Raw genomic sequence first — 1,993 nt, 5'->3', positions numbered from 1 at the left:
CTTATTTAACAACAGCTATAAAATATTTTAATGGGTCTTTAAATCAAAACGATTGAAGACGCTTGATAAATAATTTATCGGCAAAATGTTAAAAAGCTTTAGTTAATATCTGCGATATATTTTGCTTTTAGTTTATACCCGTTCCACTTGAAGATGCTCGTTTCAGGAAGCCTGAGCGATTCATAACCAAGGCACCTTTTTTATCAAGGGTTGTTCCCTTAAAAAGAAATGTAACGCAGGGTATGATTTGCTCAGTCTTCCCCAAGGACTGGTTTAGAAACGCTTTATGCCGCGTTATTGATTTTGAGAATGAACAACCATTCTCTACAATCAATGCCTTGCCTAAAGGCGTTTCTAATTTCAGCTGAGTCCTGCATCTTCAAGTGGAGCGGGTATACAGTTGGAAAATAATACTAATGGGATCTCCTATTTACACTTAGCGTTACTATCGAATTGCGTTATGAGATGTCACAACACACTTAAAACAACCAATTGTAAATTTTCCCGCTTAATTGACTTGTAGATTTTTTTGCCATCAAGTCAGAGATTTTGTAATTACATATAGATTCACACATTATCATCAGGTTCTGTTGAACACGCTAGAGTAGCAAAGTGGAGTAGTCATAAAAGAGCTATATACTTCACCGGATTATCTAAAAACCTAATGCTGCATGAAGCGGCTAATGACAGTTTGGCTAAAATAGTAAGGCACAAACGGAAAGCCACAGTTATTTGTCCTTTTGAGTGACTTGTTATATTATTTATACCAGAATGTATTATATATAGGTATGAATGAGGTTTTGAATTATGGCTAAAAATACAAGCGTTACACTGGGCGACCATTTTGATCAGTTTATAAACCAACAACTTAACACCGGTCGTTATGGCTCGGCAAGTGAAATTGTTAGAGCTGGATTAAGAGCCTTAGAAGACCAAGAAGCTAAGCTTTTAAATTTACGCAATATGTTAGTCCAAGGCGAACAAAGCGGTGTTGCCGAATACAACTATGAAAGTTTATTAACTGAATTAGATACAGATAACCATTAATGAATAAGTTTGAATTATCTAAGAAAGCCAAAACCGATTTAATTAAAATAGCTAAATATACACAAGTAACTTGGAGCCTTAATCAGCGAAATGATTACTTAAAAGTATTAGATAATACATTTCATTTATTAGCTGATGATCCTGAATTAGGCATTAATTGTGATTACATTAGAGAAGGTTACAGTAAATACCCGCAAGGCAGCCATGTAATTTATTACAAAGACCACAAACAAAAGCAGATACTTATAGTGAGAATATTGCATAAAAGTATGGATGTTAACTCCGCACTTTAAGAAAAATATAAGTCACAATAAGAAGTAAAATATAGTTGGTTAAAATAAGCGAGGCAGGAGCAAAAAAAACTGTATTTTGTTCTAGTTGAATAGCTTTTTAGCTACGTTTAGATTTATTTAACATTGCTATTTCTTTTTCTACAGCCTCTGTTGCTTCTTTTATATCATCAAAAAAATCCAATTGGTATTGAACCAATTTTTGATATGTTTCTCCTGAAATGAGAAAAAATGCAATCAATGTTAAGGTTGTATTTATAAGTGAAAATATTATATGACTACCCATTAGAAGTGACAAAATATTTATACAGGCTAGAAAAATAGCATAATATTTAAGGATATGCGCACAGAAAAACGAGCCTCTTGTTACCCTAAAATTTACTATACAGAATATGACTGTAGTTGAAAACAATATACCTATTTCCCATTCAGGTGTTAATTGAATATAAAGGTTAAATACAGTACCACCAGAAAATGCAGTACCTAGTATTAACATCATTGTCACTAATAAAAAGCGTCCCATTAATTTCCAAGGAGGAAATAGGAAGTTAACTTTTTCTTCTTCGTCCTTCATTATTTAGCTAACCCTTCATATATTCCAATACGAGAAGTCGATATAAGTAAAACCAACTGTTCATTGTGATCTTCCCCCGATA

General features: G+C 33.1%; 3 protein-coding genes. 2 read left to right on the top strand and 1 reads right to left on the bottom strand.

Annotated features, from left to right (window positions below; genetic code table 11):
* Positions 1-807: 807 nt before the first annotated feature.
* Entirely contained in the window at positions 808-1,047 is a 240-nt protein-coding gene (locus KO502_RS12670) for a type II toxin-antitoxin system ParD family antitoxin (RefSeq protein ID WP_216022929.1), read from the top strand.
* Positions 1,047-1,340 carry a type II toxin-antitoxin system RelE/ParE family toxin gene (locus KO502_RS12665; protein ID WP_216022928.1) on the top strand — a complete coding sequence of 98 codons (294 nt, stop codon included), beginning with the start codon at positions 1,047-1,049 and terminating at the stop codon, positions 1,338-1,340. The genes KO502_RS12670 and KO502_RS12665 overlap by 1 nt, the downstream gene beginning before the upstream one ends.
* 97 nt (positions 1,341-1,437) lie before the next feature.
* On the opposite strand, the gene KO502_RS12660 is transcribed toward KO502_RS12665, so the two are convergent.
* Positions 1,438-1,911: a hypothetical protein gene (locus KO502_RS12660; protein WP_216022927.1), complete on the bottom strand. Its 474-nt coding sequence runs from the start codon at positions 1,909-1,911 to the stop codon at positions 1,438-1,440.
* Between the last annotated feature and the right edge of the window lie 82 nt (positions 1,912-1,993).

Origin of the sequence: Colwellia sp. E2M01 (assembly GCF_018860585.1) — a bacterium.
In the GTDB taxonomy this organism is placed as follows: domain Bacteria; phylum Pseudomonadota; class Gammaproteobacteria; order Enterobacterales; family Alteromonadaceae; genus Colwellia.
This window is presented reverse-complemented; position numbering and strand designations above follow the sequence as displayed.

Bases quoted from the DNA above. Each gene is read 5' to 3' on its own strand.
- KO502_RS12670 (WP_216022929.1), top strand. From the start codon at position 808: ATGGCTAAAAATACAAGCGTTACACTGGGCGACCATTTTGATCAGTTT.
- KO502_RS12665 (WP_216022928.1), top strand. From the start codon at position 1,047: ATGAATAAGTTTGAATTATCTAAGAAAGCCAAAACCGATTTAATTAAA.
- KO502_RS12660 (WP_216022927.1), bottom strand. From the start codon at position 1,911: ATGAAGGACGAAGAAGAAAAAGTTAACTTCCTATTTCCTCCTTGGAAA.